The following is a 17,883-nucleotide window of genomic DNA, read 5'->3' as shown; positions in this document are numbered from 1 at the left end:
CTTTAAACCCCCGTATCTTCACCTATTATGTATAGTTCATAACTACAGAAAGCTGGCTTTTCTTGTTCGATAACTTTACGAACGAGGTCAGGATCAATCGGGGTGGCGGCGGGCGATCGCAACTCCACCACAAAATGATAGGGCTGTCCCCCCCCCATTGTCGCCCCCCGACCCAAGCGCGTTTCCCCCAGCACAAAGCCCCGCCCCCCGATCTCCGTAATTTGAATCGCAGGATCTTCCCCCCCATTTACCTCTAACGGCAAGTCGGTAAACAGGTGAATCGCATGCTTGAGACCCCGCCGCGTTCCCCGCCAGCGGTACAACTGCAAAGCCCCCGCAATCAACCGTCGCTGGGTCGTCAAAGACAATTGGGGGGTCAACGGCCACCCCACCCAATAGGCCAAAAACGGAATCAACGCATCCGGTGCGGTGCGGGGATGTAAATACGCCCACAAACTATTGAGGATCTGCACATCCGGCTCAAAAGCCTGCTCAAAAATCTTGAGAAACCGGCCGACAAAATCCACCTCCCGGTAGACATCGGGCAAGAAATCTAAATACAAACTCCGCGGCCGCACCAACACCTGAAACTCCGCCGCCTGCTGGGTCGGTTGTCCCCCGGTGGTGGTGGTGTAGGTGGCGACAAACTGACCCGCGTAGTCCAATTGTAAGGGGGTTCCGGCTGGAGGCCCCAGGGGCGACTCAAAAAAATCCGCCGCCACCTGAAAATACAGCACCACCTCCATCCGGCCAGCGGGGGGAATTTCATTGCCTTCGCCCCCCACCTGACACCAGTGGGCCGGAAAATCTCCGAGCACCTCAAGGGCAACCCGGAGGGGGTCTGCTGTGAGGTTTTCGAGGCGCACGAGGAGTTCACTGGGTTCGCCGGGATAGATGACCAAGGTGCAAGCTTGGGGGGTGGTCTCTTCCGTGGGGGCGGCTAGGGTGACTTGAGACCGTTGATCATGACTGGCGGCGATCGCTTGATGACGACCCTCCGGCAATTTCATCGCCGTCAGTTGCATCCGGATGGGAAATGTATCACGGGTTTGGGTCATAACCAATCAATCCATAGGGCAAAACACAAGACAATCACCGGCTAAATGACGCTAATCACATGGCTAGAACGCAACACCTCATCCCGCCAAGAACAGATTAACCCCAAAGCCCCCGGTGCCACATGGGACTCCTGGGCAAGGGTGCGCTCCCACCCGTCAGCGGTACGGGTTAGGCGGAACAGTTGGATTGTGCCGAGATAGCGCACCCCCAACTGCGCCTGAAACAGGTTAATGATGTCGGAGGCATACACCGGCCGGCCAAACTCCCACCCTTGGCCCTCTAGCCCCCCAATCACCGGGTTGAGAAAGCGATAGAGTTGGGATTCTAGACTGGTGCGGATATGTTGCTGGGCCAAGGGTTCGCGATACTCCGGTTCGAGGGCGACTTCGATATGGACGGAAACCCCCACATAGTCCGGCTCGCGGCAGCGGATTTCCACCCCCAGGAGGCGACGGTCATCGAGATAGGCGAGGGTGGATTCAATTAAGGCGGGGGTGAGGCTGAGTTCGGCGGGGGATGTGCCGTAGCCTGCGGTGATCCGTTGGATGGCGAGTTGGGGGACGAGGACGAGTTCCACCGTGCCGGCCTGTTCTTTGTTGACGGTGGGGAGACAGCGGGCGCGGGCGATCGCTCCTTGCCCCCCTTGGAGAGCGAGGGTTTCAAAGTCTTCGGTGGTGACGGCGCGATCGCGGGTGCGCAGCAACTTCGGAACCCGCAACACCGCCCCTTCTAAGGTTTCCCCATCCGACCCATGGCGAGCCGGTTCATGGTTCGTCACCTGAGCCACATAGGGCACGGCGGATTTAACAATCCGGATCGTATCGCGCTGCACATTCCCCTGCTGACCGCCCCCCGTCCGATAGGACACCATCGTCAACATTGCCCCCCTCGGCGGCACTGCCCCATATTGACGTTCCCCCTTGTTGCGGGTCAGCGCCGTTGGATCGGGGGCGGCGGTGGTGGCCAGTTGCGGCTGTCGCCATTGATCCATTTGATCTAACAATTGAGCCGATTCACGAATCAACGGGCCAAGCTGAAGTTCACCCGTGCGCGAATCGAGGGTGTAGTGTAAATCATCCGCCCCGGAATCGGCGAAATCCTCCACTTCCTGCCACCGCTGCGGCAAGCCCCCCGGCGGTGTAACGCGCAGATATTCCCCCTCGCTGCGGGGTAAAATCGGCGCACCTTGGAGACGGAACCGTTGCCCAGGCATGCCATCACTTTCGCCGAGAATTTCGTTAGCGATCGCGATCGATTGCGTCGCGCTCACCGTTCCCCCCAAGGCCCGGCAGCCCATCCCCACAATGCGCGGCGAATTTAAATACCCCGGTTGGTCTACCGTGACCTTGCGATAGGTACACCGTAACCAGCGTCCGTTATAGGTGCCGAAGGTTTCCACCGGCCATTGGCGCGGGCAGTGAAAAATCACATCCTCCCCTTGGAGGGGGTTGCCACCGTTGCGGGTCACTTCGCTAAAACTAAACCCTTCGGTATGGTCATCCTGGGGACGGAGCAGCACCGGTTGCCAATGGGTTCCTGTCCAGGCTTCCCAAGAGCGGGGGGGGTGTTCGGGGTTAATTCCGGTGGCGGTGGCCGCTTCACCCCGAAAGTTCACCGCCACCACATTGCCGCTGATCTCCTGTTGGGGATCAAACACCAGATAAAAACAGTTACCCTCCCTGGGTTGTTCGTTAAACAGTTCGAGATCGCGCCCTTCCCAATCGCCACTAGGTAGCATCGTCCAAGTGCCACTGAAGCGATCGCGCAAAATTTGGGGCCGTTCTTCCACGCTGTCCGCCGTCAGGAGGTGGCGAATCCGAGGCACACCAATGGTGAGGGGATGATCGGTACTGAAGACGATCGCTTCTTCGGCTTCGGTGCGATTGGTGGCGGTTTCCACCCCGGCTGCGATCGTGTAGGGTTCCGGCAGGGACGTGCTCAGGTAAAACGTGACGTGGGTTTGGGCCGGACGTGGGGCCTGGAGCCGAATCCCCAAGAGTTCTAAAAAGGTAATGTAGTTGCGCTCCGGAACCCGATTAAACCGCATCAACATCTGATCCGAGAGCCAGGCAAATAGCTCAATCATCGTTACCCCCGGATCACTGGGGTTGAAATTCGTCCACTCTGGGCAGTAGCGCGGAATCCGCAGCAAACATTCTTCGACGAGGTCTTCAAACTTGCGATCGTCGAGGTTGGATTTAGGCAGTTGGGGCAGGAAATCGAATTCCATAACAGCTTCCGGAAGAGGGCAGACCGATTAACTCGGAGGGGTCAAATAGAACGGATACACTAGACTACGGGAATCGTGGGTGTCTTTGAAATGATATTGAATGATAATATCTAGCCGTCCCCGCACCGGATCGGGTTGAGTAAACACGCCATCGAGTTCAATCCGGGGTTCCCATTGGCGAATCGCTTCTTCCACATACAGCCGCGTCAGGAGGAGGGTTTGGCTATTCATCGGCGCAAACACCAATTCCGAAAGACGCGACCCAAAGTTAGGGCGATACACCCGCTCACCGTGGCGAGTCCCCAAAATCAACCGAATGGACTCCGCGACGTTGTGATCTTGGCGGCTCATCTGCAAGCCGCCCTGAACGGTACAGGAGAGGGGAAAGGCGGGGCTAGTGCCAATATGGGCAAGGGGGGATTCAGGCATGGTGGCGCGAGGGTCAGGGGAGTTTCTACTGTAGCGAACCTAGTCGCATTTCTCTATTCTCCAAAAGTCGAGTCTTTTGTCGATCGTGCCGACGCAAACCGGATGGATCACCGTGCTGTGTGGCTCGTGCTGACCCCAAGCCTAACCATCCCAAATTGTTCTATGGCTATGTTCCGAGCCGTAGTGCGGGCATCTTGCCCGTTACTGAATAAAGTCCGAGTTTTAGATCAGCGAGCGAGACGCTCGCACTACACAGGGATCGAGGCGGTATTCCTGTGGGTGATCCTCTGGCGCACGGAGTACACAATAAGACCCCAATGCCTTTTTTTTGGGTGCATCCCAGTTGTGCAACCCCTCACCCAACCCTCTCCCGCAGGAGAGGGCTTTTGGCTCCCTTCTCCTGCGGGAGAAGGGCTGGGGATGAGGGTTCTACCTGTGGCTCCCTTCTCCTGCGGGAGAAGGGCTGGGGATGAGGGTTCTACCTGGCGAGCAATATGAATCTGCAAAAGTGGGATGCACCCTTTTTTTCGCTCAGATGGGTGATTTATGGGTCTCAGATGCGATCGCACATCTGAGAGATTGCGGCAAAAGTGTTACAGAATTTGAAGCTTCGTTACCGTTTTTCGAGTGGGACGAAGTCGCTAGGGTAAACTATGCCTTGAGTCAACAGAACTCTAATTAACCGATAAAACACGCTCGCTAAGGAGTCGATCACTCAATGTCTCATAGCGTAAAAATTTACGACACCTGCATTGGCTGTACTCAATGTGTAAGGGCTTGTCCCCTAGACGTACTCGAAATGGTGCCTTGGGATGGCTGTAAAGCTAGCCAAATCGCATCATCGCCGCGTACCGAGGACTGCGTGGGTTGCAAACGTTGCGAAACGGCTTGCCCCACGGATTTCCTCAGCGTTCGAGTCTATCTAGGAGCCGAAACCACCCGCAGTATGGGATTGGCGTACTAGACAGCCTTGTTGCAGGTTTCCGTTCATTTGGGGTAGGAGTAGCGCAATATGTCGTTACTCCTCTTTTCATTACGCATTGTCAAGGAATATGGCTGATCGGGTGGTAGGTCGGGAGCTATTTGTGGGCATTGATGGGGGCGCAACGAAAACCATCGCCCGCGTTGAAAATGCCCAGGGTCAACTGTTGGGCGTAGGCAAAGCCGGCCCGGCGAATATTCGCCTTGATCCGGTGGGGGCGTGGCGGTCGATTCGGGCCGCGATCGCCCAAGCCTTAGCGGAGTTTGAAATTTCCTCGGAGGTGGCGGGCTATCGCTGGTACGGGGGCGCAGGCTTGGCGGGAACCCAAGTCCCGGCGGCCTGCGATCGCTTTCTCGCCCTCGGTCATCGCTTCACCCGCCTGCACCTCCATTCCGATGGTTATATTTCCTGCCTAGGGGCCCATCAGGGCCAAGATGGCGCGGTGATTGCGATCGGGACGGGGGTGGTGGCCTATCAGATTGAAGGCGAGCGGGTGACGCGGGTGAGCGGTTGGGGCTTTCCCCAAGGGGATGAGGGCAGCGGCGCATGGCTGGGGCTGGCGGCGATTCAGCAGACATTGCAATGGTGGGATGGTCGCCGGGCGGTGACCCCGCTGATTCGTGGCGTGATGGCACGGTTTGACCAAGACGGCGATCGCCTCATTCTCTGGGCCAATGCGGCGGGGTCGCAACAGTTTGCCGAACTGGCCCCGGTGGTGATGGCGGCGGCGGCAGCGGGGGATGAAAGTGCGATCGCTCTGATGACCGCAGCGGGGCAGGAAATCGAAAAAATTTGGCGGGCCTTGGTGGCGAAACAACAGCAGCCCCTTCCCTGTAGTCTCCTCGGCGGCCTGGCTTCCTCCCTGGAACCGTATCTAGGGAATGAGATGCGATCGCACCTCGTCCCGCCCCAGGCCGATGCCGCTACGGGGGCGGTACTGTTGGCGCGGCAGGAAAATCCGGGCGCAACTGAGTCAGCAAATGAGTAAGTTCCGGCAAAATTAAGCGTTCCATCGCCAACTGTACCCCGTTGCTTGAACCCGGCAGGGCAAACACCCAAGTCTGGCAATACACCCCAGCGATCGCCCGCGATGCCATCGCCCGCGACCCAATTTCTGAAAAACTCAACATCCGAAACAATTCCCCAAACCCCGGCAGCGTCGGATGGAGAAGAGCCGCGATCGCCTCATAGGTGGTATCACGGGGCGCGATCCCCGTCCCCCCCGACGTGATCACCAGATCAATCACCGGATCTTGTCCCCACTGTTCAAGATGGCGACGAATCTGGGCCGGGTCATCGGGACAAATGGCGTAGGCGGCCACGGTGTGGTGAGCCTGATCGAGCAGACGTTGTAATAATTGACCGCTGCGATCGGTGGCGATCGTGCGAGTATCACTCACCGTCAAAACCGCACAACGAGCCGTAATGATCCGGGAATCAGGATGGGGGTACATGGTGAAATATGAAGAATTGCATCGAAATGTGGCCCGTCTGAATCTCAAGCGATCGCCGTCGCGTCCCCGTGCTGCCTGGAGCAGGGCGATCACATCCCGCTCCGAGCGGCTCCCGCTCATCCATAACAGGTCAGGATTGACCGAGCCGGAGAGGGAGGGGTGAGGGTCATGGAGCCAGATCGCGCCGGAGTCCTGGCGGTGCAATGGGGTTAGTCATTCCGATTCAGTTCTAAGCCCGCAGACTCGGCATAGCGATTCATGAAGCGAATAAACCGCTCCCATTCTGCGGCGGTTTGCATGATGAGCACGGCTTCAATCCCGACGGCTTGGCCATTGACGAACCGAGCGTTCACCTCCCGCGTCATCAGTTCGCCTTCGTCATCGATCAAGTACATCCCCGTAATGTCATTGGCGATGCTGTTGTCCATCAGGGCTTTGGGTTCTTGAAAGTAGAAGGTCGCGGTGCCGCTGTTGCCACTTTTGGAGCGGGTGACGCGCACATCGGGAACGGCTTCTTCGGTAATTCCTCGGGCAAATTCGATATAGGCTGTCATGCGTTTAAGGTTTAAGCTTTGTGAGCTTAATTATAAAGTCCCGTTACCCTCCACCCAACTACTGCTGATGCATAACGTGCAAATGGTTGATCTAGCCTGCGTTTGATCCCCATGATCAGGGCAGCGAGCGAGTCAGTCAGAGCAGCGAGCTAGAAGCTCGCACGACCCAGGATTCCAGCAAGGGTAGTGTGAGCCTCTAGCTCACTCCTGCCAAATCCAGACTCTGCCCCACCGGGAGAACCCAGGTCGTAAGATGAAAAGGATGAGGTGTCCTTGTCGGCGATTATTTTTTGATCAGCGAGAGCCTTTCATGTTTTCAACCATTGTCAGCCCCACACCATGAGCTTTTTAACCAAACTGGATGCTGCCTGCGATCGCAACAATAGCATTCTCGTGTTGGGGCTTGACCCCAATCCTGAAATGCTCCCGGCCCAATATGCCGCGAGTCATAGCCAACTCACCGATGAACTCGGCGATTGGCTCAATCACTTAATCTCAGCCACAGCGGATCACGTCTGCGCCTATAAACCCAGTTTCGGCTTCTATCAATCCTTGGGTGCGCCGGGGATTGAACTCCTTGAACAGGTGTTGCTGTCAATTCCGTCCCATATTCCAATCATTTTGGATGTGAAACATAGCGACCTCAACAGCAGTAGTTTTTTAGCGCGTACCCTCTTTGAACAATGGCAAGTGGATGCGGTCACCCTCACCCCATTTGCTGGCCATGACCAAGCTGCGCCCTTTTTGGTCTATCCCGATAAAGCGGCCTTTATGGTCTGTCGCACCTCCAATCCGGGGGCGATCGCAATCCAAGATTACCCGATGCCCGATGCGCCCCTGTATCTCCACCTAGTGACGGAGGTGTCCGCCTGGGGGCCGCCGGAGCAGGTGTGTTTAGAAATTGGCACGAGCAACCCGGAAGTTTTAGCCAAGGTGCGCAACCTGGCCCCCGAACGATTGATCCTCGCCCGGAGTATTTGGGAGCATCAAGAAAGCCTGGCGGCGATCATTAACGCGGGGTTAAACGCCAACGGTAGCGGTCTGCTGTTGCCTGTGCCCCAAGACTATCTCAGCTATGACGATCCGGTCACCGCGATCGCCGCCCTCAACCAAGAAATTAACCACCACTGTTACCAACACCAACAAAATCAACCCCACCACCACTGTCAACTTTGGACTACGAACGTTTGCCTCCTAGAACAACACCCCCAGCAAGACCTGATTTTGCAACTGTTTGACCTCGAATGTATTTTGTTTGGGGACTATGTCCAAGCGTCGGGGGCGACGTTTTCCTACTACATTGATCTGCGGAAAGTCATTTCCAATCCCCAAGTCTTTCACCAAATGCTCAACGCCTATGCGGAACTGCTCACACCCCTCACCTTTGACCGCATTGCTGGCCTGCCCTACGGGGCATTGCCCACCGCAACGGGGTTATCGATGATCTTGGGCCGACCGATGATTTTCCCGCGCAAGGAAGTGAAAGCCCACGGGACGCGGCGGGTGATTGAAGGGCATTTTGAGCCGGGGGAAACGGTGGTGGTGGTTGATGATGTGTTGATCAGCGGCAAGAGTGCGATCGAAGGTACGGAAAAACTGACCTCTGCCGGGCTGGTGGTCAATGATATTGTGGTGTTTATTGACCATGAGCAGGGGGTGTCGGATCGGATCGCCGCTGCTGGCTATCGTACCCATGCGGTCTTAACCCTGTCGGATATTACGGAAACCCTCTACGCGGCGGCCCGGATCGATGAAGATCAGTATCAAGCCTTGACCCATGCTGATCAAAAAGACATCACCGTGATCTGATGTTTGGCGATCGCACTCCCCATTCTCCCCATCCTCCCCCTTAAACCCCCATGGACCCTGCTGAAATTGACCTCGCCCGCTACCTTGACCATGCGATTTTGCACCCTACCGCCACCCTCGACGAGGTAAAAGTGGGCTGCCAAGTAGCCAACCGCTACAATCTGCCCGCCGTTTGTGTCTATCCCCATGCGGTGCGCACCGCCACAGAATTACTGCACAATCAACGCCCCCAAGTCTGTGCCGTGATTGGTTTTCCCAGCGGCGCAAGCACCACGGCCACCAAACTCTACGAAGCCCAAGAGGCGGTGAGCCATGGCGCAACGGAATTAGATGTGGTGATTAATCTGGGGTGGGTGAAGGCAGGGAATGCCAATGCGATCGCCCAGGAAATCGCCCAAATTGTCGAAGAAACAGGACAACCGATTAAGACAATTTTGGAGATGGGCCTGTTAACCCCAGAGGAGCAACGCTTGGCGGCGACGGTGTGCCTCGATGCGGGGGCGGCGTTTTTGAAAACGAGTACGGGCTGGTTTGGCGGAGCGACGGTGGAACAGGTGAGCCTGTTGCGGGAGGTGACGCGGGGCAGTGCGGGGATTAAGGCATCGGGGGGAATTCGTACCGCTGATGATGCGATCGCGCTGATCCTGGCCGGAGCCACCCGCCTCGGTACGTCCCGCAGTGCTGAGTTAATTAAACAACGCGAAACCCAAGGCAGAACCCCAGGCTGATCCTCGTGCCATAACCCACCTTAGTGTCGTGGCACAGCCAAAATGATATTTTATTGTAGGGTGGGTTAGGTGGCTTAAACTTCTGTTATCACTGCAATTCAGCGATCCGCCGTAACCCACCAATTAGCGTGTGCTTTAACATTAGGGTGCGAGAATGTCGAGATCTAGTCCCCACCCTTGGAGCGTGCCGGTATCGCCCAAGACGCGATCGATCACCCACAGTTGCCAAGTCCCTTGGGCGGGTTGTTGGAGGAAGGATTGCAGGACGGGGGCGATCGCTGGGGTATAGGTACGTTTCAGGCGGGTGAGGCTGCCGAGGGTGCGCCCTTGGAGTAAGACCGTGATGCCGTGGGGACTGCGGAGTTTGATTTCCACATCACCGAGGAACTCATGGACGAGATCAATGGTGATGGTGAGGGCAGCGATCGCGCCCGCTTGGGACACTTCCAAACTACTCAGCAGACCCTGGGGGTTATGGTCGGGAATCGGGGCGGCGGTGCTGCTGCGGCGGGAAATTTTCTGCCGGGTGGGGACGGGGGTATTGCGTTGGGGCAGGCGGCGCTGGGCTTCTTTAACGGCAGCGTAGGCGTTGACCTTGCCATAGCCGAACCATTGGGAATGGCCTTTGCTGTCGTAGGTTCCCAACTGTAACCCCAGTTGCGGATCGCGATCGCGATCGACAATCTTATCCGCCGTCTGTTGCAAGACCTCCTTCACCTCCACCGCCGTTAAATTCGGATTTGCCGACAGCACCAACGCCGCCACCCCCGCCACCACCGGACAGGCGCTCGATGTACCGCCAAAATCACGGGTAAAATCGCCTCGGTCATAGCCCAAACTCCCCAGTTGATCCGTTGTAAACACCCCCAACCCCGGCAAGCGGTAGTTAATCGTTGGGGCGGTTTGGGCGAAGCCGGTTTTCGGGAACCACATCCCCGGCGGCGCGTTATTACTGGGCGCACAGACGGAAATATGCGTCCCCCAATTGCTGTAGCTGGACTTGGTGCCGAGGCTGGTGCAGGCGGACACGGTGATCACATCGGGATGAGTGCCAAAGCCACTGAGCCAATCGGTGGGGCCGCTGAGGAGGTCATTGGGCCAGCCCCGTTCGTAGATTGTGCCTTGTACCGGGCGATTGGCATTGCCGGCGGCAAACACCACCACGCAGCCCTTACCGCCTCGGCCCTCGGTGGCGGCGCGGTGAATCACGGCCCGTTGCCGCAGGGAAAGGGGGAAATGTACCGAAGCTGCGCCCCAACTACAGGAAATGACGCTGGCTCCTTTGTCGATCGCCCAATTAAACAGGCTCTCAATGGAACGGTCATCCAGGTAGCCGGTGGTGCGCAGGGGCATCAGGGCACAGCCGGGAGCGACCCCAACGACCCCCTGGCCGTTTTCTTCGGCGACGGCGACCCCGGCGCAGGCCGTGCCGTGGCTTTCTTGGGTGTTGGTGGGGAGGGGGGCAAAGTCGCGATCGCGAAAATCATAGGGGGCGACAATCTTGCCCGCGCCTTGAAAATCAGGGTGGTTAATATCAATGGCATCATCCATAATCGCCACCACGACCGATCGCGTCCCCCGCTGCATGTCCCACGCTTTTTCGCAGTCAATATGGGAGGTGGGGGCGAGTTGATGGCCCCCGTTGTGGTTTAAGTACCATTGCTGGTCGTAGTGGGTATCTTGGGGGCGATAGAAGGATTCCCGCAGAAAGATAATATTGGGTTCGGCCGTCAGCACGGCGGCATCGGCCATGAGTCGATTGGTGATTTTGATCGGGTTTTCGGTGGCGGCGGTGGTGAGGTGATAAATATAGGTGTCGGGAATCCCGGCGAGGGGGCGATCGCACTCTAACCCCAGAGGCTGCGTCAAGGCCCTCTGTTCCGTCTCACTCAGGCCGGCGGCAAACTGCACCGTCAACTCCTCCGTCAGATAGGCCAAGGTTTCGGGGCTGTTTTGCAACTGATACACATGGCTGGCAAAGGTGACCGAGTCCGATTGCCGAGCCGCGGTCATGGCGGTTTCTAAGCTGGCCGGAGCGATGATGAATTCCCACAGGGCCGTTTGGGGCAGCAGATGGCGATTGAGACGGCTGAGGCTATCCGGGAGTGGGGCATCGGGGGCGGTGAGTTGCACGGTGAAGCGATCGCCCACCTTGAGCAACATTAATTCTTCCCCGCCCCGTTGGAGCGTCAACCCTATCGTTGTTTCCGGAACCCCAGCATCGGTCATGGTCTTACTTGAGCCTCAAGAGCGTTGAAGTTGACGATAACAGCAATCCTAGAAGATTCGCGGGAATCTTCCAAGCCTCTCCACCCCATTCCCACCGATGATAAGCTGGCGGTGGATCGTTAGACTAAACGCAACCGTTGCCCTCAAAGATGATTGACCCCAAGGCCTATGAGTCGGCGAATTCTTCTCATTGATGATGATGCAGATGTTAGAAGCGTTGTTAAATTATGCCTGGAAATGAGCCAAGACTGGTCTGTCCAAACCGCCAGTTCTGGGATGGAAGGATGTGCGATCGCTGCTCAACATCCCTTTGATGCGATTTTGCTCGATGTGATGATGCCCGATCTCGATGGCATCGCCACCCTGGAACGTCTGCGCCAACAGCCCCAAACCCAAACCGTCCCGATTATTTTCCTCACCGCCAAAGACCCCACCGAATACGAGGTCTTCCAAGGCTATGACGTGCAAGGTGTGCTGTCAAAGCTGATCGAACCGCTCCAATTTGCGGAACAGGTGGCGACCCTTCTCCACTGGCCGCTTTGAGCGATCGCTTAATGCCCTTGAGATCATCACTAAAGATGGGGGGAGATAGGGGGGCGCGATCGCACCTTCAGCCCTGGGGCCTTGGGCAGCTTCAAAATGGATGTGGCACAATTGAAAAAATTCTGAGAGTCTTGCCTCAGCAGCCCAGCGGAAACTCAATATGCACGTTGGACCCATTCCACAGTCACCAACTTCGGATCACCATAATATTAAACTCCCTGAAGATGAAGGGGGGCTAGAACTCGGCCGGGTTATTGAAGCTCTGTATCGGCAGATTTTTCTGATCGCGGGCTTAACTTTTCTCATGGCCGGAGCCGGCACGTACAAAGCCGTCACCGATCGCCCGATCTATGCGTCAAAGTTTGAAATTCTCACCGAACCCGTGACCGTAGAAACCCAGGTTATTTCCTCCGTTTCTGATAGTGTGAGCGCCAACGAAGCCGACACATTCACCCTCGATGAAACCAAAATTAAAGTCCTGCGCAGCCCCGAAGTCCTCGATCCGGCGGTTGAAATTCTCCAGCGTCAATACAAAGATCTCACCTACGAGATGCTGAAGTATGGTCTTGGGATTAAAGCCAGTCAAACCAACGTCCTAGAGGTGTCCTTTCAACACCCCAATCAAGCCCTTGTGGCTGATCTGTTGTCCACGGTGTCTGAGGTATATCTCAACTACAGTTTGAATGAGCGCAAGGCCGATATTCAGCAGGGGCTTGATTTTGTGGACGACCAATTGCCCGAACTCAATGCCCAGGTCGAAGAGTTACAAGAACGACTGCAAGCCCTACGCCAACGGTATAACCTCATTGACCCCACCACCACCGGGGAACAGTTGTCCACCCAAATCAGCACAGTTCAAGAACAGCAACTGGAGACCCAGATTCAACGGAATGAAATTCTAGCCCTGCGGGATGAACTGCGGGACGAACTCGCCACCCAATCGCCGGAAAATGTCTCGTCATCGGCTCTCAAAAATAATCCTCAATATCAAGCATTGCTGAATCAACTTCAGACCCTTGACAGTCAAATTGCGCGGGATTCGGTGTTATTACTCGAAGCAAGTCCTGAAATAAAATTGCTCAATGAGCAGCGCGATCGCCTCCTGCCCCTCCTCGCCCAAGAAGTGCAGCGCACCATCCGAGAACTGGACACCCAAATCCAAGAAATTGAGCGCCGAAATGTGGCCCTAGGCGGCACGCTGAATCAGTTTCAAGACCGCGTTAAGGAGCTGTCGGTGGTGAATCGTTCGTTCACCGATATTGAACGTGAACTGCAAATTGCGACGGACAACCTCAACCAATTTCTCACCAAACGGGAGGCGCTGCGCATTGAAATCGCCCAACGCCAAGTTCCGTGGCGACTCCTCGAACCCGTGGCAGAGCCGAAACCCTCCACCGCTAGCGCTGCCCGTAATTTAGTGTTGGGAGCGATCGTTGGTTTCATGCTCGGCTGTGGGGCAGCCTTGGCCCTAGATAGCCTCAGTAATGTGCTCCATACCCCGAAGGAAGTGAAAAAAATCACCCAGTTATCTCTATTGGGGATTATTCCGCGCAAACGGGATTTAAGCGATTTTGCACCGGCGGTGGATCTTGCGCCGTTTTCCCTGACCCATGCCTATGTAGATCAGACTGCCGCCCAGGATGATGTGCTGGACTTGCCGACGGTAGCGGGATCATGGCTTGACCCGGTGCGGGATCTCCTGGGGTGGGGCTTAAAGGGAACACCCTTTGCGCATTTGGTGCAGTCTAATGGCACTCATGAGGTAGAAGCTTCGAGCCGTTCGGTGTTTGGTGAGGCGTTTCATGCGTTGGCGGCGAATGTGCGGCTGTTGGATGCGGATGATCCGGTGCGGGCGGTGGTGATTTCGTCGGCGACGGCGGGGGAAGGGAAGACGACGATCGCAGCCTATCTGGCCCAGGCGGTGGCGCGGATGAATCGGCGGGTGTTGGTGGTGGATACGGATTTGCGCCGTCCGCAAATTCATCAGCGGTTGGGCTTGGTGAATGGGGATGGTTTAACGGATGTGCTGTCGGGGGATCTCTTGGCGGAGGATGCGATTCAGGCTTCGGTGCTGGATGAAAATCTGTTTGTGCTGACGGCGGGGATGTTGCCGCCCGACCCGATTCGCTTGATTTCGTCCCATAAGATGCAGGAGTTGATGCGATCGCTGCGGGAGCAGTTTGATTTGGTGATCTATGATGCGCCCCCCTTGGCGGGTCTGGCCGATGCTCATTTGTTGGCTGCCCATAGTGATGGTTTGCTGTTGGTGGCGGGTTTGGGCACGGTGAAGCGGTCGGCGTTGGAACAGTCGCTCTATGAGTTGGCGGTGGCGAATACGCCGGTATTGGGGGCGATCGCGAACTTCGCGAAGGAAGCGGGGGTGAGCTATCCGAGCCAAGGGGGCGATCGCAACGTCACCCCGACCCCATCACCGCCATCCCCCAGCGCCAAGGAACTCGCCCCGATGGGACGCACCACCTCAGCCACTAAAAAATTAATTCCCCCGTCGAAGTCATGAAGAAACCCCACGAACTGGGTCGGTTCGTGGGGATCGTTCTCTCAAGGAGGACAACTTAAACACCTGGGAGCATTGTGATTAGGCTTGGGTTTTTTCCACCTCCGCCACCATCAACATCGTTTTGAGCACAGAATCCGGGTTCAGGCTGATCGAGTCGATGCCGAGTTCGACGAGGAATTGGGCGAATTCGGGGTAATCACTGGGGGCTTGACCACAGATGCCGATCTTGCGGCCCGTGGCTTTGGCGGTGGCGATCGCTTCTTTGACCATCCGTTTCACGCCTTCATTGCGTTCATCGAACAGATGCGCCACCAAGGACGAATCCCGATCTAAGCCCAAGGTGAGTTGCGTCAAGTCATTCGACCCAATCGAGAAGCCATCAAACACCTCTGCAAACTGATCCGCCAAGATCACATTGCTCGGCAACTCACACATCACATAGACCTGTAAGCCATTGATGCCCCGTTTCAAGCCTTGTTTACCCATTTCCGCCAAGACGCGCTTGCCTTCTTCCGGGGTACGGCAGAACGGAACCATCGGGATCACGTTGGTTAACCCCATGTCGTCGCGCACCCGTTTGAAGGCTTGGCATTCAAGGGCGTAGGCTTCGCGGTAGTTGGGGTCGTAGTAGCGCGACGCACCCCGCCAGCCGATCATCGGGTTTTCTTCGTGGGGTTCAAACTGACGACCGCCAAGGAGGTTAGCGTATTCATTGGATTTGAAATCCGACATCCGCACGATCACTGGTTTGGGATAGAAGGCCGCTGCGATCGTGCCAATCCCCCGCGCCAATTTATCGACGAAGAATTCAGGTTTGCGATCGTAGCCTTGGGTGAGGCGATCGATCTCGGCTTTGACGAGTTCGTCTTTGAGTTCGTCGTATTTAATCAACGCCATCGGGTGGGCTTTGATGTTGTTGGCGATGATGAATTCCAACCGGGCCAAGCCAACCCCCCCCGCCGGAATCCCCGCTAAGGAGAACGCCTGTTCCGGGTTGCCGATGTTCATCAAGATTTGGGTGCGGGTGGTGGGCAAGTTGTCGAGATGGGTTTTATGCACCTCAAAGGGCAGCAGACCTTGATAAACCCGGCCTTCTTCTCCTTCACAACAGGACACCGTCACCTCTTGACCACTCTTGACCGCTTCCGTCGCATCACCGCAACCCACGATCGCAGGAATTCCCATTTCCCGCGCAATAATCGCCGCGTGACAGGTGCGCCCGCCTTGGTTGGTGACGATCGCGCTCGCCTGCTTCATAATCGGTTCCCAATCCGGGTCGGTGCGGTTGGTGATCAACACTTCACCGGCCTTGAACTGGTTAATATTCGAGACGTTATGAATGACGCGGGCCTTACCTTGCCCGATCGCTGCCCCCACACTGCGCCCCACCGTGAGGATCGCGCCGTGATCTTTGAGTTCATAACTTTCGAGGATATTGGCGGCCTTTTGAGATTGCACTGTTTCCGGGCGGGCTTGGACAATGAAGAGTTCACCCGTGCAGCCATCTTTCGCCCATTCAATATCCATGGGGGTATATTGGCCGCGGACTGCGGAATAGTGGTCTTCAATTTGCACCGCCCATTTCGCCAGTTGCAGAATCTCCGCATCGGAAATACAGAACTTTTGCCGTTCGGGTTCGGGTACTTCCACATTTTTCGTCAGCTTAGAACCGCCGACATCGTAGACCATCTTGATCGCTTTGGTGCCGAGGCGTTTTTCTAGGATCGGGGTGAAACCGTCTTTGAGGGTGGGTTTAAACACCAGGTATTCATCGGGGTTCACTGCACCTTGAACAACATTTTCCCCTAAGCCGTAGGCAGCGGTGATCAGCGCCGCATTTTTAAAGCCGGTTTCGGTGTCGATGGAGAACATCACGCCGGAGGTGGCCACGTCGGAACGCACCATTTTTTGCACACCTACGGAGAGGGCGACGGTGAAATGATCAAAACCGTTGTGTTGGCGGTAGGAGATAGCGCGATCGGTGAAGAGGGAGGCGAAGCATTTGTGGCAGGCTTCGAGCACCCCTTTCACACTTTGGACGTTGAGATAGGTTTCCTGTTGACCGGCAAAACTGGCTTCGGGTAAGTCTTCGGCGGTGGCACTCGATCGCACGGCAACATCGGTATCTTGGGTTTGGCTGACGCAGATATCGCGATATTCGGGGTCGAAGCGTTCACAGAGGGAGGGACTGCAACCATAGCGTTGGCAGAGTTTGCTATAGGCGAGGGCGATCGCATCTTGCAAGTCTTGGGGGAATGGCGTATGGAGAATCAACGTCCGCGCCTGTTTGCCCCGTTCTTGCAAGTTCCGCATATCGTTGACATCCAGGTCAGAAAACAAGCGCCGTAACTGTGTTTCTAACCCGGCTTGCTTGATGTAGTAACGGTAGGCATAGGCAGTGGTAGCAAAACCGGTGGGCACGTTCACGCCTTTGGGTTGCAACTGTTGGATCATTTCACCCAACGACGAGTTTTTACCGCCGACTAAGCCGACATCTTCGGTGCCGACTTCATCAAACCAGAGAATCAAGGCTTGATCACGGGAGGTTTGGGGGACTTGGTCTACAGAATGTACCATAACAACTCCTGACAGGAATGGTGAGTGAGTGAAGATTGTTGGGGTCGCAATCATCGTCTAAAACAGACGAAGAATCCCACAATTGCAGTCTGAGCAGGTCAGACCCAATTTGTCACAACCCCGATGAAACTCGAAATAGCGATCGCTGCCTAGCTCCAGCAGAACCAATCCAGCTATTTCAAGTAATGGGTTAATTTGAGTTAATTTGAGTATTCGTGAACTAAAAATTACAACAGAGAGAACGAAAACGAGTCTGGTGACCAGCCAAACTTGAGCAGATAGCAACATATCAGGTTGCGATCGCCACTCAACGAATCACACCAGAATCCATCGAAATAAGCAGAACATCCCAAGAATGTTGAGGCAGATTCTGGACTGCGGATCATACCCAGCGATCGCTAAAGTGCAACATTTAAAACCAATCGTTGCATTCGACCGAACGGTGCAATCAACGCAAATATCATCGAAAAATGCTGAAACGAGTCGTCACAATTAAACTCCTTCTACGCATGAGTACATAGACCAGCAGAACCGAAATGAAGACCGACCCTTATTTGAAAATAATTTCTGTTCTTTTGGCTACATATTCAGTGTAAAACTGAACCTGAACCTTGATCACCTAGTGTTTGGAATTTGTTACGTTTGGCAAAATTAAATGACACGAAACGTTACAGCTTGTTCACCCGTGGCTTAACCCGTTGTCCTCACCCCCAATTCCTCTAACCCACGGGGCGAGTCTCAGGTGGATAGGCGTGAGCCTGAGGCTCACGC

Annotated in this window: 13 protein-coding genes; 6 read left to right on the top strand and 7 right to left on the bottom strand. The window is 55.8% G+C overall.

Annotated features, from left to right (window positions below; genetic code table 11):
* Window positions 1-2: 2 nt before the first annotated feature.
* Genes PN477_RS05545 through PN477_RS05535 form a run of 3 tightly spaced genes read right to left on the bottom strand, consistent with a single transcriptional unit; the run spans window position 3 to window position 3,718 of the window.
* Window positions 3-1,058, bottom strand: coding sequence for a phage tail protein (locus PN477_RS05545; protein ID WP_272121355.1), 1,056 nt, complete (start codon window positions 1,056-1,058; stop codon window positions 3-5).
* Window positions 1,059-1,099: 41 nt separating this feature from the next.
* On the bottom strand, window positions 1,100-3,289 hold the full coding sequence (locus tag PN477_RS05540; protein ID WP_272121356.1) for a putative baseplate assembly protein: 2,190 nt from the start codon (window positions 3,287-3,289) through the stop codon (window positions 1,100-1,102).
* A 27-nt stretch (window positions 3,290-3,316) separates the two neighbouring features.
* Window positions 3,317-3,718 (bottom strand): GPW/gp25 family protein, encoded by a 402-nt coding sequence (locus tag PN477_RS05535; protein ID WP_272121357.1) that lies wholly within the window; start codon window positions 3,716-3,718, stop codon window positions 3,317-3,319.
* A gap of 718 nt (window positions 3,719-4,436) precedes the next feature.
* Between PN477_RS05535 and psaC the strand changes: the two genes are divergently transcribed.
* Window positions 4,437-4,682, top strand: coding sequence for a photosystem I iron-sulfur center protein PsaC (gene psaC, locus PN477_RS05530; RefSeq protein ID WP_072619506.1), 246 nt, complete (start codon window positions 4,437-4,439; stop codon window positions 4,680-4,682).
* Between the two features lie 88 nt (window positions 4,683-4,770).
* A complete protein-coding gene (locus PN477_RS05525) occupies window positions 4,771-5,688 on the top strand; it encodes a glucosamine kinase nucleotide-binding domain-containing protein (RefSeq protein ID WP_272121358.1) in 918 nt (305 codons plus the stop codon).
* Here the strand turns inward: PN477_RS05525 and PN477_RS05520 are convergent.
* Window positions 5,624-6,358 (bottom strand): MogA/MoaB family molybdenum cofactor biosynthesis protein, encoded by a 735-nt coding sequence (locus PN477_RS05520; RefSeq protein ID WP_272121359.1) that lies wholly within the window; start codon window positions 6,356-6,358, stop codon window positions 5,624-5,626. The genes PN477_RS05525 and PN477_RS05520 overlap by 65 nt on opposite strands.
* Before the next feature lie 5 nt (window positions 6,359-6,363).
* Window positions 6,364-6,708, bottom strand: coding sequence for a photosystem II reaction center protein Psb28 (gene psb28, locus PN477_RS05515; RefSeq protein ID WP_272121360.1), 345 nt, complete (start codon window positions 6,706-6,708; stop codon window positions 6,364-6,366).
* 339 nt (window positions 6,709-7,047) lie between these two features.
* Between psb28 and PN477_RS05510 the strand changes: the two genes are divergently transcribed.
* Both PN477_RS05510 and deoC read left to right on the top strand, forming a co-directional pair.
* The gene (locus tag PN477_RS05510) at window positions 7,048-8,517 is read left to right on the top strand and encodes a bifunctional orotidine-5'-phosphate decarboxylase/orotate phosphoribosyltransferase (RefSeq protein ID WP_272121361.1); all 1,470 of its coding nucleotides are present in this window, start codon (window positions 7,048-7,050) and stop codon (window positions 8,515-8,517) included.
* 50 nt (window positions 8,518-8,567) lie between these two features.
* On the top strand, window positions 8,568-9,245 hold the full coding sequence (deoC, locus tag PN477_RS05505; protein ID WP_272121362.1) for a deoxyribose-phosphate aldolase: 678 nt from the start codon (window positions 8,568-8,570) through the stop codon (window positions 9,243-9,245).
* Between the two features lie 141 nt (window positions 9,246-9,386).
* On the opposite strand, the gene PN477_RS05500 is transcribed toward deoC, so the two are convergent.
* Window positions 9,387-11,474 (bottom strand): S8 family serine peptidase, encoded by a 2,088-nt coding sequence (locus tag PN477_RS05500; RefSeq protein WP_272121363.1) that lies wholly within the window; start codon window positions 11,472-11,474, stop codon window positions 9,387-9,389.
* Between the two features lie 168 nt (window positions 11,475-11,642).
* Here PN477_RS05500 and PN477_RS05495 point away from each other — a divergent pair, with 168 nt between their 5' ends.
* Window positions 11,643-12,017 carry a response regulator gene (locus PN477_RS05495; RefSeq protein WP_272121364.1) on the top strand — a complete coding sequence of 125 codons (375 nt, stop codon included), beginning with the start codon at window positions 11,643-11,645 and terminating at the stop codon, window positions 12,015-12,017.
* Between the two features lie 160 nt (window positions 12,018-12,177).
* Entirely contained in the window at window positions 12,178-14,535 is a 2,358-nt protein-coding gene (locus tag PN477_RS05490) for a GumC family protein (RefSeq protein ID WP_272121365.1), read from the top strand.
* Between the two features lie 78 nt (window positions 14,536-14,613).
* Here PN477_RS05490 and ppsA read toward each other — a convergent pair whose 3' ends face one another.
* Window positions 14,614-17,112 (bottom strand): phosphoenolpyruvate synthase, encoded by a 2,499-nt coding sequence (gene ppsA / locus PN477_RS05485; RefSeq protein ID WP_272121367.1) that lies wholly within the window; start codon window positions 17,110-17,112, stop codon window positions 14,614-14,616.
* Window positions 17,113-17,883: the final 771 nt, after the last annotated feature.

It is taken from the genome of Spirulina subsalsa CS-330, assembly GCF_028330765.1.
GTDB classification, from domain to species: domain Bacteria; phylum Cyanobacteriota; class Cyanobacteriia; order Cyanobacteriales; family Spirulinaceae; genus Spirulina; species Spirulina subsalsa_A.
This window is presented reverse-complemented; position numbering and strand designations above follow the sequence as displayed.

Bases quoted from the DNA above. Each gene is read 5' to 3' on its own strand.
- PN477_RS05545 (WP_272121355.1), bottom strand. From the start codon at position 1,058: ATGACCCAAACCCGTGATACATTTCCCATCCGGATGCAACTGACGGCG.
- PN477_RS05540 (WP_272121356.1), bottom strand. From the start codon at position 3,289: ATGGAATTCGATTTCCTGCCCCAACTGCCTAAATCCAACCTCGACGAT.
- PN477_RS05535 (WP_272121357.1), bottom strand. From the start codon at position 3,718: ATGCCTGAATCCCCCCTTGCCCATATTGGCACTAGCCCCGCCTTTCCC.
- psaC (WP_072619506.1), top strand. From the start codon at position 4,437: ATGTCTCATAGCGTAAAAATTTACGACACCTGCATTGGCTGTACTCAA.
- PN477_RS05525 (WP_272121358.1), top strand. From the start codon at position 4,771: ATGGCTGATCGGGTGGTAGGTCGGGAGCTATTTGTGGGCATTGATGGG.
- psb28 (WP_272121360.1), bottom strand. From the start codon at position 6,708: ATGACAGCCTATATCGAATTTGCCCGAGGAATTACCGAAGAAGCCGTT.
- PN477_RS05510 (WP_272121361.1), top strand. From the start codon at position 7,048: ATGAGCTTTTTAACCAAACTGGATGCTGCCTGCGATCGCAACAATAGC.
- deoC (WP_272121362.1), top strand. From the start codon at position 8,568: ATGGACCCTGCTGAAATTGACCTCGCCCGCTACCTTGACCATGCGATT.
- PN477_RS05500 (WP_272121363.1), bottom strand. From the start codon at position 11,474: ATGACCGATGCTGGGGTTCCGGAAACAACGATAGGGTTGACGCTCCAA.
- PN477_RS05495 (WP_272121364.1), top strand. From the start codon at position 11,643: ATGAGTCGGCGAATTCTTCTCATTGATGATGATGCAGATGTTAGAAGC.
- PN477_RS05490 (WP_272121365.1), top strand. From the start codon at position 12,178: ATGCACGTTGGACCCATTCCACAGTCACCAACTTCGGATCACCATAAT.
- ppsA (WP_272121367.1), bottom strand. From the start codon at position 17,112: ATGGTACATTCTGTAGACCAAGTCCCCCAAACCTCCCGTGATCAAGCC.